Origin of the sequence: Phyllobacterium chamaecytisi (genome assembly GCF_020164455.1) — a bacterium.
Taxonomy (GTDB): domain Bacteria; phylum Pseudomonadota; class Alphaproteobacteria; order Rhizobiales; family Rhizobiaceae; genus Phyllobacterium; species Phyllobacterium chamaecytisi.
Genome location: NZ_JAIQWW010000015.1, coordinates 71,495 through 87,794 on the forward strand (window position 1 = coordinate 71,495; position 16,300 = coordinate 87,794).

Here is a 16,300-nt window from a genome sequence, read left to right on the forward strand (position 1 = left end):
TCAACCCGTCGACGAGGAATAGAGGCGTGTCAAGCGTATCGCAAAGGACGGCGACGGCGAGCATCTGGACCATTGGCGGAAAATTCCTCGCACGATTGCTCGATTTCGTAAGTCTTCTGGTCTTGGCAAGGCTTCTGAGCCCGGCGGATTTTGGCCTTGTTGCCATCGCGACTTCGGTCTTGGTAATCGTCGAGGCGATCCTGGACCTGCCACTGACCCAAGCCCTGGTACGTCAGCGATCTCCTTCAGACCGGATGTTCGCCACGGCGTTCACGCTAAGCGTTCTCAGGGGGGCGGCCATCAGCCTCTTGATGGTGATCGTCGCCTGGCCGATGGCGCTTAGCTATAATGATCCTCGGCTCGTCTCACTTGTCGCCGTTCTCTCCCTCGCACCTGCTATGCGCAGCCTGATCAGTCCGCGCATGGTTCTTTTCATGCAACACTTTGATTTCAGACGCGAGTTTGCGCTCGACATCATTGCCAAGGGCTCGACGCTCCTGTTCGGCGTCGGGGTGACGCTAGTGACCGGCAGCTACTGGGGACTGGCGATCGGAGCGGTTGCGGGCCCATTCGCGGCGGCGATCACCTCATATGTCTTCGCTCCCATGCGCCCCACTCTGACCCTTTCGGAGTGGAAGCATTTTCAGGACATGATTGGTTGGAACACGCTTGCGCAGGTCCTGAATTCCATCAACTGGCAACTGGATCGGCTGCTCCTTCCGCGCTTTACAAGCCTGTCGACATTCGGCGCCTTCAGCGTGGCGGATAATCTGGCCGGCATTCCGCATCAGACCTTTGTAGGGCCGCTGATGCGCCCATTGATGGCCGCCTTCTCCAATGTCGACGATCATCGAAAGCTGATAACCGCGTATCTGAAAGCGACAAACGCAATCACCCTGGTCGCAGCTCCGGTCCTTCTGGTCCTTGCTTTGCTTGCCGACCCGGTCGTGCACATCATTGTCGGCGAGAAATGGGCGTTCGCCATTCCGATTCTCCAATGGCTGTGTCTCGTCAGCCTGATCGGTCTTCCCGCAACCATCATGCCCGCGTTGGCTATGATCATGGACAACACCCGCTATGTCGCACTTAGAATGTTTGTCGAGTTCGCCATAAGAGTGCCGGTAACGATCCTGGGCATCGCCTATTTCGGACTGGCAGGGGCACTCGCCGCGCGTATTGTGGCAGTTCTTGTCGCCTATGCTGCATCGCTCGTCATAACGCGCCACCTGATCGGCGCGACATTCGGTGCTCAGCTGAATGCCTTTTTCAGGCCGCTTGCTGCCAGTTTGCCCATGATCGGTTTCCTGCTGTGCGTGCAGCCAGTGCTCAGTGCCATGCCTCCTGGCCTGAATCTCATTACAGGTTTGACCTTCTGCGGCGGAGCTGCGGTCACGATCTTCTGGGTCTCCGCGCTGTTGTTATGGCAAATCGTTGGAAGGCCCGATGGCCTCGAGACCATCGTCGTTCAGAAAATTTTGCCACGAAGAAGCGGGGCTCTCACCTCGTGATCGAAATTCAGACTAATCCGACGGTTGTTTTGGCATTTCCGGAGAAGCAGAATGTATTGCAGATTTGCTAAGAGACTCGTTTTTCTCATCGCCCTTGGTTCATTAGGATTCCTGGAGCAGCCCTCCGCGGCTCAAGAGCAGATCAATATCGATGCGTTCCAAATGACCTTCGAGGAGAACTTCGATAAGCTGGATGTCTCGGCCTGGGGAAAGAACGGCTCGCGCTGGATTGCCCATACACCCTGGAATGGAGATTTTGGCGATGCCCGTTTCACCGATCCGACCGACGGGTTTCCCTTTACCGTCGACGAGGGGATCTTACGGATCGAGGCGCGTAAAGGCTCCGATGGAAACTGGCGCTCGGGCCTCCTGGCTTCGACGAACGCGAAAGGGCAGGGGTTCTCGCAGCAATTCGGCTACTTCGAGGCCCGGATGAAGCTGCCGCCAGGCAAGGGAGTCTGGCCGGCCTTCTGGCTCATCGGCATCGACCGGTCGAAATACACTGCGGAGATAGACGTAATGGAATATTACGGTCGCGTGCCGTACGAATTCAGCAGCGGTTTTCATATCTGGCGTCAGAGCCAGGGCGGTGAGAATACCACCGGCGGCCATTGGACAACTGTCAAGGACGGGACGTTGAGCAATGAATATCATACCTACGGCGTGGAAATTTCACCGGACAAGACGACCATTTATCTCGATCGCAAATCCATATGGAGTTTCGACACGCCAAAGGAGTTCCACACCCCGTTTTATCCGTTAGTGAACCTTGCGCTCGGATCTGGTTGGCCGATCGATGAAACGCCGAACCCGTCCTTTCTACTAGTCGACTACATCCACGTTTACCAGCGAAAACCTGTCGGTTCCGCTGACTGAACTACATCGCTGGGCGGGTGCAAACCTTGCTGTCAGGCCGAGATATGACCTCGACAGAGATGCAGCGTAGGCGCTGCACTTATCTTGATCAGAATGCCCCACCAGCGAAGAGATACGCAACGCATGAAGACTATAGCCACGGCGAGTCGTCTGTCCTGCATCGGCAAGTCGCGTTTCCGCTAGTGGGATCAGACTTGATGAGCACACGGCAGTCATTGCAGAATTTCGTCTTACTATCGGTTGTCACAACTTTGAGTTAAAACGGTCTCGATGTTCTCGCTCTGTGCCTTGAAAGTTGCATAAGGTCTCCAATGGAACCGCATTTCAGAGTCTCCGGTTCAGCCCCTTCAACGTTGACATAGTGTCTGCTTGTGGCCCCAAAGCGGACATTGAAGATTTGTCCGCCTCCATCGTATCGCTACTGCTCGGCAGCATCATCGGCATTGGTAAGATATACCAACCTTCACAACCACCGTCGCTGGCTTGTCATGTTTTGCGAGCGAAGCGGCAGAATTGCTCCCACGTGCAGATATCTCGCAGACCTGCGTCTGGAAATCAGCAAACCAATCCCCCAAACGCGAATGCTTTTCCGCCCGGTGCTGCTGATCGTTATATCTGACGCAATGAAATAGGACCTGGCTACACGAAAACAGAGAGCGCTTTGGTTTTGCGGCGAAAGCGAACGTTGGAAATGCGTGCGGTCGGAATGTACAGCTTCCCGGCATTACACAATTAAGTGGACGGAAAGATAATGGGGGGTATTTTAGCTCGTGAAATGCGTTGTCCGGAGATCCGCTCGGCGACCACGATGGTTTTGAAAGAGCCGCCCCGGGCACCGATACTTTCGCGGGGAATATTGCGGTCAAGCGCGAAGAACTTGCCCTGTAGTGATGCGAGCGACAGCATATGTGACAGCGTAAGGATGTGAGGGGAGGAGTGAACAACAGCCAACTGCCTCTGAAAGCGTTGAGTACATCGGGGGGTGTTTCTGATCTCGCCGCGAGCCACGGCAAGTATGCAACGCGCAGTGCGCTTGTGGGTGCCCCCGAAATTGTCCGTGCCAATTGCGAAGCTTTGCCAGGCCGCCACCGGTTCCCGGGTAGCGCTCTGGCGGCATTGGGCCTGGCGCTCGTCTGTGCCGGTGCGGCGCCGGCAACCGCCGCGGACAGGTACTGGGACATCAACGGCAATACCGCAGGCCTCGGCGGAACGGGTACATGGAACACCACAAACACCTTCTGGAACAGCAGCTCCTCTGGCACCGACGGCTCGGTGTCGACGTGGAATAACGCCGCCGTCGACAGCGCGCTCTTCGGCGGCACTGCGGGCACGGTGACGCTCAGCGTCCCGATCACCGTGAACAACATCACCTTCCTAAGCAACTGTACGCTCAACGGCGGCACGCTGACGCTCGGGGGCACGACGCCAACTATCACCGGCACCGGTACGATCAGTTCAGTGATCGCCGGGACAGCCGGGATGACGACAGGCGGTGGCAACGCGACGCTCACGCTTTCCGGAGCGAATACGTTTACCGGGCCACTGACGATCAGGCACGGTGTCATCGGCGTTACGACGGGCAGTGTGGTTCTGGCGCCTGGCGGTTCGCTGGCAACATCCGCGGTCACCATCGGGACCGCTCCGTCGTCAGGCGCCGTCGTAGTGGCGATCCTTCAGAACCGGGCAAACAACCAGCTGCCGAACGCCATTGTCACGTTCAACGCCGTCGGTCCGAGGTGGGCCTATTGGCAACTGCTCGGCACCAGTCAGTCCGTCCTTGGCGTTGTCGACAGTGCGAGCGCGGGAGTGATCGAAGGCACGGAGTCCCAGGTCGGAATCGGGAACAGTACGCTCACGCTCACCGGTAGCGGGAGCTATTCCTTCAACGGTTTCATGCGCGACACCGCCGGCGGCTCGGGCACGCTCGCGCTCGTCAAGAGCGGGACGGGCACGCAGACTCTGTCCGGCTCCTTAATCAACTACACCGGCTCCACAACCGTTAATGCGGGACGCTTGATGCTGCGCAACGCCACTGGCTTCCGGTCGGCCACCAACGTCAATTCCGGCGCCACGCTATCGTGGATGGGCACCACGAACCTTGCCACTTCCGCGGCCCACACCATTGCGCTCAACAACGGCGGCACGCTGGAGAACGTGAATCCGGCGAACTGGACGGTCTTAAATGGCGCCGTCACCAATACCGGCACAACCAGCATCAACCAGACCAGCAATGCAACCGGAGTAGGTGGCGAGGGCCTTTATCTGGACGGCGGTCTGAAAGGCAGCGGCACCGTTACCATAAATGCGGCCAATGCCGGCAGCGGCGTGAACTTCCGCAACAACAACACAACCTTCTCCGGGAGCTTGGTCGTCAATGGCATCGCCAGTACCGCGGCGTTTACTGGCAGTGGCATCGGTGTCGGCGGCTGCACGACCTGCCTGACCAATGCCGACATCACGCTCAACGGCAGCATGGAATTGCTCAATGGAGGCATTGGTTGGGCGAACGGCACTCCTGGCGTCTTCCACATGGGGGCATTGAACGGCACGGGTGCGATGGTCGGCAACTTCACGGCCAGCGGTGGCGTCACCACCGTCACGCTCGGTCACACCAATAACAACGGCTCGTTCTCCGGCGTCATCGCCAACGGCACTGGCAACACGGTCCACCTCGTCAAGACCGGCACCGGCATCCAATCACTCGCGGGCACGAATACCTACACCGGGACCACCACGGTTGCGGGTGGGTCGCTCTATATCAGTGGCAACCAGTCGGGCGCGAGCGGCCTTACCACCGTCGCATCCGGTGCGACACTGGGTGGCATCGGCATCATCGGCGGCGATGTGAGGATTGCGGATGGCGCCACCTTGTCGCCGGGGAACGTCGGGAGTGCGCCGGGCACACTAACCATCAATGGCGGTCTGGCGCTCGGCAGCGGATCGGTTCTGGCCTACAGCTTCGGAGAGGCCAATGTCATCGGGGGCGCCTTCAACGACCTGACCAATGTTGGCGGCAATCTTACGCTGGACGGTACGCTCAACATCGCCACCTCGCCGGGCGGCACCTTCGGTGCAGGCGTCTATCGCATCTTCAACTATGGTGGCAGCTTGACCAATAATGGATTGACGCTTGGCTCGCCATCGCCCAGCCTCAACGTGCAAACCTCGGTGGCGGGTCAAGTCAACCTGGTCAACACCGCCGGGGTGACGCTCAATTTCTGGGATGGCGCAGCGGGACCGAAGAACGACAATGCGGTCGATGGCGGTGACGGGGTCTGGCAGGCTTCCGGCGGCAACGACAGCTGGACCACCGACACCGGTGCACTTAACGCTCCGTTCAGCGACGGCAGCTCCGCTGTTTTCATGGCGCGGCCCGGAACAGTGACCGTAGACAACAGCCTTGGCCAGGTCACCGCGTCGGGCATGCAGTTCGCGAACGATGGCTATGTGATTGAGGGCGGGAGTGTCGCTCTGGCCGGCTCGCCTGCTTCGACCATCCGCGTTGGCGACGGAACTACGGCTGGAGCGGGCTACACGGCGACCATCGACTCCGTGCTGAGTGGCAATTCAAGGCTGGTCAAGACCGATCTTGGCACATTGGTCCTTACCGGCACCAATACCTATGGCGGCGGAACGGACGTCAATGGCGGCGTGCTGCAGATCGCGAGCGATGCCAACCTCGGCGATGTGGCAGGAACGTTGGGCTTTAACAACGGCACGCTGCACACCACGGCCAGCATGACCACGGGCCGATCCATCGATTTTGCGGCCGGTACTGGTACTCTTCTGACCGACGCTGGAACCAGCCTCAATTTGACCGGCGCCCTGACCGGTGTCGGCAGCCTGATCAAGGGTGGGGATGGCAACCTGCTGCTTACTGGCAGCAACACCCATAGTGGCAACACGACCGTTAGCGCTGGCACGTTGAGGGCCGGAACGGCGAATGTCCTGAGCAGCGCCTCCGCATACACTGTTCGCAACGGTGCAACTCTAGATCTCGACGGCCATGATCAGACCATCGCCGCCCTCGACAATGCCGGGCTTGTCCGCTTCGCCGCGCTTGGTGCAACGCTCAATGTTGCCGGCAGCTATACGGGCAGTGGCGGCACCTTTGCGCTCGACACCGCCCTCCGCACTGATGCGTCTGCGACCGATCTGTTGCGGGTTGGCGGCAGTACCGCCGGTGCATCGACACTGAAGGTCAGCAATGCCGGAGGCAATGGTGGCCGGACCGTCGAAGGCATCAAGATTGTCGATGTGGCGGGAGCATCCAACGGCACCTTCGCATTGGCTGGGGACTACGTTTTTGAGGGCGACGAGGCAGTCATCGGCGGCGCCTATGCCTACCGGCTCTACAAGAATGGCGTCAGCACGCCCACGGATGGCGACTGGTACCTGCGCTCGTCACTGACCAACCCACCATCGCCGAACATACCTACGGCGCCACTCTACCAGCCAGGGGCTCCGCTTTACGAGACCTACGCCCAGAGCCTGCAGGTGCTCAACGGCGTTGGCTCGATGCAGCAGCGCATCGGCAATCGCTATTGGGCTGGCGCAGGCAGCGCGGTGATTGCCCAAGGCGATGGACCGGGAACGCCCGAGGCTGCGCCTTTGCCTTCCGAAGGCGGCACGGCCACCATTGATGCGGGAGCCATATGGGCACGCATCGACGGCGCGCATTCGCGGGTCGATCCTGACCGCTCTAGCACGCAGGCGGACTATGACTACAACACCTGGAGGTTGCAGTCCGGCCTTGACGGCAAGCTCTACGAAAACCAGTCCGGCACCCTGATGGGCGGCGTGACGTTCCAGTATGGCGAGATTTCAACCGACGTTTCCTCGGTATTCGGCAAGGGTTCCATCGACACCGACGGCTACGGTTTTGGCGGCACGCTGACCTGGCTTGGCCAGAACGGCTTCTATGTCGACGGGCAGACACAACTCAACTGGTACGACAGCGATATTACCTCCGACACGCTCGGCCGCAGCCTGACCGACGGCAATGACGGTTTCGGCTACGCGCTGAGCGTCGAAACCGGCAAGCGGATCGTCGTCGACGAGAACTGGTCGATCACGCCGCAAGCACAGCTGGCCTATTCCAATGTCGATTTTGATGACTTCACCGATCCCTTCGGCGCGGACGTCTCGCTGGACAAGAGCGACAGCCTGAAGGGTCGCCTTGGCGTCTCCGCCGACTACCAGAATGCATGGCAGGACAGCTCGGGCAGGATGGCACGCAGCAATGTCTACGGGCTCGCCAACCTCTATCATGAATTCCTCGATGGTTCGGAGGTTGACCTTGCCGGCGTCAATTTCGCCAATGAAAGCGATCGCACCTGGGGCGGCGTCGGCGCTGGCGGGTCATACAGCTGGGCCGATGACAAATACGCGCTCTATGGCGAGGTGTCGTTGAATACCAGCCTCAGCGACTTTGCCGACAGTTACAGCGTCAATGGAACCACGGGTTTCAAGGTGAAGTTCTGACTATCATCCGAAAAGCGCGGGCCGGGCCAACATCCGGCCCGTCGATGTAGGTCAAGGTCGAAGGCTGCCCAAAATCATAGATGCTTCAATGATCGCCGTCGATGCGAAACGGACATTCACTGGCGGCATCCACTTTGTCAAACGATGCGACCCGATTAAAATCAGGTTTTGAGGCGCGAGAGGATGCCTTCTAACGTCTTGACGGCGCTTGCTTTGTCAAGCTTCTGCAAGTCGAGAAGGATTCTCAGCCCGTCTTGCTCTTCCCGTATCGCCTTGCCATGTTGGACCATGTCGTCGATCCGCTCGAGCACCCTGTAGTTTCGCACCGGCTTGGCGATGCCCTTGGCCTTTATGGGTTCCCGCTCTTCGGCCAGAACCCTATCCTTGACCAACGAATAGGCCGCGTGGCTCAAAAGGATGCCGCCAAGCTCGGCATGGGACTGCAGCCTGGCGGCCAAGTTCACTTCACCGCCGATGATGGTGTACTCCATGCGGTCTTCGCTGCCGAAATTGCCGACCGTGCAATAGCCCGTGTTGATGCCGATCCGCAGCTGGAACGGCTTCTGCTGTCCCTTGTCACGCCATTCTGTCTGCAAGTCCCACATCCGCCGCTGCATCGCGATCGCCATGTTGACGCAGGCCATCGCATCCTCCTTGACACCCCTCGTCTCAGGATCGCCAAAGAACGCCAGGATCGCATCGCCGATGTACTTATCAACGGTCGCGCCATGCGCCAGTGCGATCTTCGTCATCTCCGTCAGGTAGTGGTTGAGCAGAGCGGTCAATTCCTCGGATTCCAGATCATCTGTCGTCTCGGTGAAATCGGCGATGTCAGAAAAGAATATGGTTAGCTTCTTGCGGCTTGAGGCTATCCTTACTTCCTGTGTACCCGCGAATATCGATGAATAGACTTGGGGTGACAGATATTTCGACAGCTTGTTCGACAAAGCCTCTAGCGTCTTGTTCTTCTCGGTCACGAGCGCATTTGCCAATTCCACCTTGGACTTGGCCTTGCGGATCTTTGCTTCGGCCTGCTTGATTGCCGTGATGTTCGTATATACAGCAACGGTTCCGCCCTCCGTCGTCTTGCGCTCGTTGATTTGAATCCAGCGGCCATTGGCTCGCTGTTGAACATGGGGGTGGCCCGGTTGCCTGTGTCTCGCCAGTCGCTCGTCGATCCATTCGTCAACCCGTCCTTTCGCGTCCTCGACAAGGCCTTGTTCCGCCGCGTTACGAATGAGCATTTCGTAAGGCGTACCCGGCGCTGGCGTGCCCAGTCCCGGATAGAGGAGTTCGCCATAGGCGCTGTTGCAGACGATCAGCCGGTCCTCTGCGTCGTACAGTGAAAACCCCTCCGAGATTGATTCGATCGCGTCCGTCAAACGCTGCTCGCTGCGCTGGGAATCGATCTCCGCGTGCTTGCGGGCGGTCACGTCACTCCACGAGCCGATGACTTCAAGTGGCTGACCGTCCTTATCGCGAACCAATTGCTGTTCATCATTCACCCAGCAAAAGCTGCCATCCTTCTTACGAAATCGATACTCGACCGTGTGGCGGCCTTTCTTGTACAAATGGACGGACTCGGCCTCCACTGCGGCCAGGTCGTCGCGGTGCACTCGGTCGCGCCAGAAATCGGCATTCTCCAGGTACTCGCTCGGCTCGTATCCTAGCAAGGTCTTGATATTCTCGCTGATGATGATGGGCGCGTAGTCGCCGGTCGCCTTGAAGCTGTAGATGACCGCAGGGGCAGACGACAACACGCGTACGAGGCGGTCCTGGGAGGCAACCAACGCTTCACTGATTTGCTTGCGGGCTGTGATGTCGTTCCACGCACCGACCACCTCGATCGGATCCCCTGCAGCGTTGCGCTGCAACTGCAGATCGTCACTGATCCAGCAATAGTTGCCGTCCTTCTTGCGGAACCGGTACTCGTTGGCGATGCAACCCTCCTCGAAAAGCCTCGCATAATCTTTTTCGATGCGCGGCAGATCCCCGGGATGCACACGGCTGCGCCAGAAATCCGGGCTCTCGAGATAATCCTCACGCTCATATCCGAGCAGGTCCTTTACGTTCGGGCTGATGAACGTCGGCCAAAAGTCGCCCGTTGCTTTGAAGCTGTAGATCACCGCCGGCACGCAGGTGAGTAGATATGAGACCCGATCCTGGGCGGCCGCCGCGGCTTCTTCCGCCCGCTTGCGGTCAGTGATGTCGCTCCACGAGCCGACGATTTCCACCGGTTGACTGTCTGCGTCCCGGATCAAGTGCTGTGCGTCATTTACCCAGCAGTAGGTACCATCCTTCTTGAGAAATCGATACTCGACCGTATGGTGGCCTTGTTTGAACAAGTGCAGAGACTCGCCCTCCACAGCGGCAAGCTCATCGGGGTGCACGCAGCGCCGCCAGAAATCCGCGTTCTCCAGGTATTCCTGCGGCTCGTAGCCCAACAGGCTCCTGATGTTTTTACTGACAAAGGTCGGCGCGAAATCTCCTGTCGCCTTGTAACTGTAGATCACGGCAGGTGACGAACTCAGCAGCCGGGCCAAACGCTGCTGCGCAGCCGCCTGCGCTTCCTCCGCCGCCTTGCGCGCCGTGATATCGCTCCATGATCCGACGATCTCCAGCGCCTGGCCCTCTTTGTCACGGATCAGTTGCTGCTCGTCATTCACCCAGCAATAGGAGCCATCATTGCGGCGAAAACGATACTCCACCGCGTGGGTTCCATTCTGGAAGAATTGGGAGATCGCCTCCTCGACGCGGGTCAGGTCGTCGGGGTGGACCCGGTCGCGCCAGAATGACGGGTGCTCCAGGTACTCCTCCGGCGCATAGCCGAACACGGCCCTAATGTTTTCACTTACGAACGTGGGCGCGAAATCACCGGTCGCCTTGAAGCTGTAGATTACGGCAGGTGACGAACTTAGCAGCCGGGCCACACGCTGCTCCGCGGCCGCCTGCGCTTCCTTCAGTTGTTCGCCGACCCTGCTGTCGCGGTCGCGCGTGGCGTCTCTTATGGCCTGCTCGATGACAGCGGCGGTGCCGTCGTTATCGAACTCGTCCGCCGGGATGTGCAGGATATGATGCAGAACGGCCGTCGCGTTCTTCGCGTATTCCCTTGCGGTCATCATGATATGGAACCCCCAATTCAAATGAGGCGTTGGGTTTAATTCTAGCACACGCGGTTAGTGTTGGTCTTTAGCGCGAAGTGGTTAGGTCCAGTGCCCACGGATATACTTCAAATAATTTCTTCAGAGATGGACGCTTGACAACAGCTGCGCCCCGCAGCCGACCCCGTTTTTTGCAAGAAATGACCGAGTGCTTCATCAGCTCCGTGGAGACCCATACGTTACAGGCGAATGTCCGGTTCTGGCGCAAAGCGGACGTTCGGACCGGGTTGGGATTGGCCCTATTTCGATAAAACTGAGGTTTTTTAGGATCATCTGGCCAGTTTCGGCCAACGGGAAATCGCCAAACACACCTGCGTCTCGGCTCGCGGCAGGATTACCGACGCCGTATCCTGCTAAGACGGCGCGATGATCGTCGCCTTGGCGGTCAAATCGCCTCCGCGCCACATATACAACGCCATCAAAGGCGTGGAACTGGTGCGCATGGCATGAGGCATCCATGAGGGATGGTAGATGACGGTACCGGTGGGCTTGCTTGTAAACGGTTCATTGCCGCGCATCCAAGCTGCCCCCAAGCAGTGCGATGAGTCGTCCCAGCGACGGGCCTTTCAGCTATTGCGATTTTGCGTAGGTTTGGTGCTCGAACGACCGCCGACAACGATCCGATCCGAGATCTCGTACCAATAACTGCTGCTTGGGGCAGTTGCGTAAACGGCCGCTTTATCGCCCGCGTCACTGAAGAGCTGCCAGTCCGCTACCGGCCCCGAATCAGTCATTCGTTCAAGTCAGGGCTAGCGTCCGCTGTTGGCGCAAACGCAGAATATGCGCTGCCAGGAAGTATCAGAGTTGCGCAAGATCTCTCCGACGCAGCTCCGGCACTATGGATGATCGTCAATCATCCTGGTCGTTCAATAGGGCCGCAACCTGATCTGCAGAATACCGTTTTTCCGAGTTTTTGTTAGCGCCGTCGAGGATCAACCGGCCCTGTTCGAGCGTCGGGATTTTGCCGTAGCTCGCGAGCGTCGTCTTCGGCGTCGCGTGCCCGAGGTTCTGGCTCCAGGCTTTGAACTGGGCCACGGTGCGGCAGCGTTTGTATCCTTCGGCCACCAACATGTCGCGAAAGCGGTGTGGGGTGAAGGGCGGTAATCCCGCACGTTCAAAGGTCTGCTTGAACATGCGAATGACGGTCTGCGCATCGCCAAGATGCAAGGGGACGAGTTCATAGACACCAATGCGCTTACCCTTGCCGCTGGCATGGCTAGCCTTTGGAAACAGGGGATCCTCCGGCTCGTACTTCAATTCGCCGACCAGGAGCTTATGCCAGTCCATGAATTCCGTTTCAAACTCCTTGCCAATAGGAAACAAGAACGAAAAAATCTCCTTGCCGAACTTCGTCTCGACGGAGCGCGGGTCCTGATGGACGCGCTTAATCGAAGGAATGAAATGTTTGACCTTCAGCGAAACCAGGGCGCCGTCACGGATGCCGGTCAGAGCAACCAGGGCGACCATAGCCCGGTCACACTTGTCCAGCATTGAAGCTGCAGGCATCATGCGAAACGCTTTCAAAACATCGTCGAGAGACGGAAAGGTGGTGGCGGCTCCTGCCAAGCAATTCCTTAGCTTTGGTCGTCGCTTGCAAATCGACATCCAGCCCCTTCGCTGCCGCATAACGCAAGACGATGTTCAGCCGGTTCAAGGCTTTTCTAGCGACATCGGCCTTGGCATGCCAGATCGGCGACAACGTATCCTTGATGTCGCTTTGATGGATGCGTTCTACGGGCATGCTGCCAATCTTGGATAAAACATGCAACTGCAACGGGGAGTACCAGCGACCCGCTTGCCATCGCCTTTCAGTTCGGCCTTTCTGGCCTCAAACGTTTCGCTGGCGATTGACCTCAGCGACGTATCGCGGTGGTCAATCGCCAGCGAAAGTTTTGCGCGCCCGCGGACTCGCATCTTGTGCGGCATTTGATGCGTAGAGTTGTAGACAGACGTCATAAGCCGTCCGGCTCCATCTACGATATCAAGTATTTTTCCTTATACCTTAGTTTTAGGTGTAAAGTACAAAATCAGATGTAAGCAATTACACTTTTAAAGCCTGTTTCATAAAATGGCAGTGCTATGACAGTTGGGCTGAATTAAACAATTAATACAGAGTACCGAAATCTCGAAGGCTGAGAGAGTTAAACAACTTTTAAAGAATCACGAAGATTCACGCAAATAATGATTCGTTTTCAACAGCTTATGAGCGAAGACTCACGATTGGCTCACGTTTTCGTGATAAAACAGCAACACTGTAACCTTAAGTTGCACAAGATTGGCGGTTTGGCTCATAAGCTCTTTGACCCTGTTGCCAAAGTTAAGTTAGATCGCCACGTCAACAAGACACATATGGAGAGATCAACAATGAACATTAAGAGCCTTCTTATCGGCTCCGCTGCAGCCCTGGTTGCAGTTTCGGGGGCACGCGCTGCAGATGCAGTCGTTGTTGCTGAACCAGAGCCCGTCGAATACGTTCGCGTTTGCGACGCATACGGCGCTGGCTTCTTCTACATTCCGGGAACTGAAACCTGCCTGAAGATCAGCGGCTATGTCCGTTATGATGCTAAGGGTGGCGACGACGTTTATAGCGGTGGGAACGTTGGTGCCAAGGGTAACGAAACCTGGTACAAGCGTACACGCGGTGAAGTCCGTTTCGACGCTCGTTCGGAAACCGAACTCGGCACTCTGCGTTCGTACATCCAGGGCCGTTTCCAGTACACCAACGGTGAAGATAATGGCGGTTCGCTGCCACAGGCATGGATCGAACTCGGCGGCTTCCGCATCGGTACTGCTGACGAACTCTTCGGTTCGTGGACCGGTTATGCTGGCAACGTCATCAACGACGACGTGATCAACTACCAGTCCGGCCAGAGCAACCAGGTCAGCTACACCTTCACTGGCGGCAATGGTTTCTCCGCAATGATCGGTGCTGAACAGGGCCAGGATGATGTTACCGGCCTCGGCGGCGACTATGTCATCGAAGACTACATGCCACACGTTCTCGCTGGTGCGAAGTTCGAGCAGGGCTGGGGTGGCGTTTCGGCTGTTGTCGGTTACGACTCCAATGTTGAAGAATTCGCTGGCAAGATTCGCTTGGATGTGAAGTTCAACGAAATGTTCTCCGCATTCATCATGGGTGGTTATCAGTCCGGATATTCTGATCCAGTCCTCGGAGTTAATGGTGACGGCAATCTGGTGCTCGTAAATACTGACGAACGCAACTGGTTCGGCACCTGGGAAGGCGATTGGGCAGCTTGGGGCGGTGTTTCTGCCAAGGTTACCGACAAGGCAACCATCAACGCGCAGGCTGCCTGGGAAGACGAAGGCACCTATGCTCTCGCTCTCAACGTAGCTTACGAGCTGGTTCCTGGCTTCACGATCACACCGGAAATCAACTACACCAAGTTCGACGGTGCACGTGCCGACGTTTCCGAATTCAATGGCGGCAACGACGACGCATTCGGTGGCATGATCCGCTTCCAGCGCAACTTCTAAGCGCCAGTGTCAAAAAAAATCCGGGGGCTCAGGTCCCCGGTTCTCATACTGGACCAGGATTTAATTTGGTGTTGTAGAAGGACTGCAACGCCAGAGTGTGATGATGTGATCTCCAGTCGCCTCATTCTCACGAGACGGTGGGCCCCGCGGCTCACCGTTTTCGTTTTTATAGCATTATCTCGCGTTCAGGAGTTACGTCACACCATGTTCGATACATGGTTTGCGATCGCAAGGCAGGATGTGAGCCCCGGGCTTTCGATACCAAAAAGGTTCACAAGACCTTTGACGCCGTGTGTGGCCGGGCCCTGGATTACAAAATCCGTTATGGATTCGCCTTCGATGGTCAGCTTTGGCCTGATGCCGCTATAAGCGGGCTGCAGTGAACCGTCGGCGAGGTTGGGCCAGTATTTACGGATTTCGTCGTAGAAACGGTCTGCCCGTTTAGGATCGACACTGTATTCGATCGATTCCACCCATTCGACGTCGGGGCCGAACCGCATCCGGCCGTCCAGGTCAAGCGTGAGGTGAACGCCTAAACCCCCTTCTTCCGGGACTGGATAGATCAGGTGCGTGAACGGTGTCTTGCCTGTCGCTGAAAAATAGTTGCCCTTGGCAAATCGCCTGTCAGGTATGAACTGTCGCGGTAATCCGGCAATGGATGAAGCGATGGCCGGCGCCTGGAGACCGCACGCATTGATGAACATGGATGCCTGGAGCTCAAACGTGCGTCCATTGGAGGCTTCGATTGTTTCTATTCGCAAACCATCGGTATTGGTTTCAGCGGAAACTATCGTGGTCCGAAATGAAATCGCCGCGCCGTGGTCTTGAGCGTCACCCAGCAGTGCCAACATCAAGCTGTGGCTGTCTATGATGCCCGTCGAGGGCGAAAACAATGCTGCGGTACACGTAAGATCTGGCTCGCGTCTGCACGCTTCCAGCTCCGACAAATGCTGGAGATCAGAAACACCGCACGCTTCCGCTCCTGTCGCTATGGTACTCAATATTGGGATTTGAACGTCGTTTGTGGCTACGATCAGCTTGCCGCAGCGAGAATGCGGAACTCCGTGCCTTTCCGCAAAGGCATAAAGGGCATTTCGACCTTCGATGCATAACCTGCTTTTCAGGCTGTTTTGCGGATAATAGATGCCGGCGTGGATAACCTCGGAGTTGCGCGAACTGGTGCCCGTTCCGATTGTTTCGGCCTCTTCGACAATCAGGGTCTCGATACCGCGACGCGCAAACGCACGAGCGATCGCCAGCCCGATGACGCCTCCGCCCGCTATTAGGCACTCCACACGTTCCAATTGTCAGTGCCCTCCATGCACGGCAAAAGGTGCGAGCTTCCTTTCAAGGCTTTGAAGGGTTTCTATAATCTGAAGCCCGACCCGCTCATAACAAGGATAGTGCAAGAGATGTTCTTTGTCCCAATCCGCAGGGGAAAGGCTACTGCCATAGTCCTGGGGCGCCGAATTCTTGAGTTCGGTCAGATATTCCTGGACGGAAATGGAAGTCGGGGGCGTCCCCGTCGCCATATGCATGAACAGAGCGCGTAGCCAGAATTGTGTGGCCATGAGTTCGATGCGAATCTGTTCGTCTTCAATCATAGGTTCTCTGGTCCGATCCATCCAAATACAGCCGTCTAACTAAAGACGCTCACAAGCAAAATTGACAATTGGCTTCAGAGACATGGGGCACATCCAAAAGCGGATCATGCGTGCTTGCTTAACAACGAGTATGTTGGTGCGCTCCACATTTGAGCGATGTTAGGATGAACCG

General features: G+C 57.3%; 9 protein-coding genes and 1 pseudogene. 4 read left to right on the plus strand and 6 right to left on the minus strand.

Translation table 11 applies throughout. From position 1 onward, the window contains the following. Positions 1-26: 26 nt before the first annotated feature. The 3 genes from LB462_RS21080 (at position 27) to LB462_RS21090 (ending at position 7,868) form a co-directional block, all read left to right on the plus strand. Positions 27-1,508 carry a lipopolysaccharide biosynthesis protein gene (locus LB462_RS21080; protein WP_224512071.1) on the plus strand — a complete coding sequence of 494 codons (1,482 nt, stop codon included), beginning with the start codon at positions 27-29 and terminating at the stop codon, positions 1,506-1,508. Positions 1,509-1,559: 51 nt separating this feature from the next. Next, positions 1,560-2,384, plus strand: coding sequence for a glycoside hydrolase family 16 protein (locus LB462_RS21085; RefSeq protein ID WP_224512267.1), 825 nt, complete (start codon positions 1,560-1,562; stop codon positions 2,382-2,384). Positions 2,385-3,320: 936 nt separating this feature from the next. Further along, positions 3,321-7,868 (plus strand): autotransporter outer membrane beta-barrel domain-containing protein, encoded by a 4,548-nt coding sequence (locus tag LB462_RS21090; RefSeq protein WP_224512073.1) that lies wholly within the window; start codon positions 3,321-3,323, stop codon positions 7,866-7,868. A 161-nt stretch (positions 7,869-8,029) separates the two neighbouring features. Here the strand turns inward: LB462_RS21090 and LB462_RS21095 are convergent, their stop codons facing one another. From LB462_RS21095 to LB462_RS21110, 4 genes and pseudogenes are all read right to left on the minus strand, one after another. Next, complete coding sequence (locus LB462_RS21095; RefSeq protein ID WP_370637252.1) at positions 8,030-10,990, minus strand: PAS domain-containing protein; 2,961 nt, start codon at positions 10,988-10,990, stop codon at positions 8,030-8,032. A 392-nt stretch (positions 10,991-11,382) separates the two neighbouring features. Next, the gene (locus LB462_RS21100) at positions 11,383-11,547 is read right to left on the minus strand and encodes a cupin domain-containing protein (protein WP_224512076.1); all 165 of its coding nucleotides are present in this window, start codon (positions 11,545-11,547) and stop codon (positions 11,383-11,385) included. A 331-nt stretch (positions 11,548-11,878) separates the two neighbouring features. Further along, positions 11,879-12,538 (minus strand): site-specific integrase, encoded by a 660-nt coding sequence (locus LB462_RS21105; RefSeq protein ID WP_224512079.1) that lies wholly within the window; start codon positions 12,536-12,538, stop codon positions 11,879-11,881. Between the two features lie 39 nt (positions 12,539-12,577). After that, positions 12,578-12,868, minus strand: a pseudogene (locus LB462_RS21110) (phage integrase central domain-containing protein); the annotation flags it as partial. A 525-nt stretch (positions 12,869-13,393) separates the two neighbouring features. Between LB462_RS21110 and LB462_RS21115 the strand changes: the two are divergent. Further along, a complete protein-coding gene (locus LB462_RS21115; protein WP_224512082.1) occupies positions 13,394-14,524 on the plus strand; it encodes a porin in 1,131 nt (376 codons plus the stop codon). A 197-nt stretch (positions 14,525-14,721) separates the two neighbouring features. Here the strand turns inward: LB462_RS21115 and LB462_RS21120 are convergent, their stop codons facing one another. Together LB462_RS21120 and LB462_RS21125 are read right to left on the minus strand one after the other, a co-directional pair. Beyond that, entirely contained in the window at positions 14,722-15,828 is a 1,107-nt protein-coding gene (locus LB462_RS21120) for an NAD(P)/FAD-dependent oxidoreductase (protein WP_224512084.1), read from the minus strand. 3 nt (positions 15,829-15,831) lie between these two features. After that, a complete protein-coding gene (locus tag LB462_RS21125; RefSeq protein ID WP_112526220.1) occupies positions 15,832-16,128 on the minus strand; it encodes a hypothetical protein in 297 nt (98 codons plus the stop codon). Positions 16,129-16,300: the final 172 nt, after the last annotated feature.